Source organism: Thermoanaerobacter sp. CM-CNRG TB177, assembly GCF_018588165.1.
In the GTDB taxonomy this organism is placed as follows: Bacteria; Bacillota; Thermoanaerobacteria; order Thermoanaerobacterales; family Thermoanaerobacteraceae; genus Thermoanaerobacter; species Thermoanaerobacter thermocopriae.
Genome location: NZ_JAFCAC010000084.1, coordinates 1 through 562 on the forward strand (window position 1 = coordinate 1; position 562 = coordinate 562).

Here is a 562-nt window from a genome sequence, read left to right on the forward strand (position 1 = left end):
GAATGCCGGCATGAGTAACGAGAGTAAGGTGAGAAACCTTACCGCCGGAAGCCTAAGGGTTCCTGGGGGAGGGTAATCCGCCCAGGGTAAGCCGGGACCTAAGCCGAGGCGAGAGCGTAGGCGATGGAGAAGGGGTAGAGAATCCCCTGCCACCGAGCAGGAAGCGAAGGGGTGACGCAGGAGGGTAGGCTGAGCGCGCGGTTGGTAGAGCGCGTCCAAGCCAGTAGGGTGCAGGATAGGCAAATCCGTCCTGCGTATGGCCTGAGAGGCGAAGGGGAGGGAAAGAGAGTACCGAAGCAGCCGAGCCCAGACTGCCGAGAAAAGCCTCTAAGCGGTAAACTGCTTGGTGCCCGTACCGGAAACCGACACAGGTAGGCGAGGAGAGTATCCACAGGCGAGCGGGGGAACCCTCATTAAGGAACTCGGCAAAATGGCCCCGTAACTTAGGGAGAAGGGGTACCCATTGGGGTATAGGCCGAGCGCTGAAAGCCCTGATGGGTCGCAGAGGAGAGGCCCAAGCGACTGTTTACCAAAAACACAGGTCTCTGCTAAGTCGGAAGAC

General features: G+C 59.4%; 1 rRNA gene. It reads left to right on the forward strand.

Features of this window, described 5'->3' with window-relative positions:
- Positions 1-562, forward strand: a 23S ribosomal RNA gene (locus I4N53_RS10295); the annotation flags it as partial.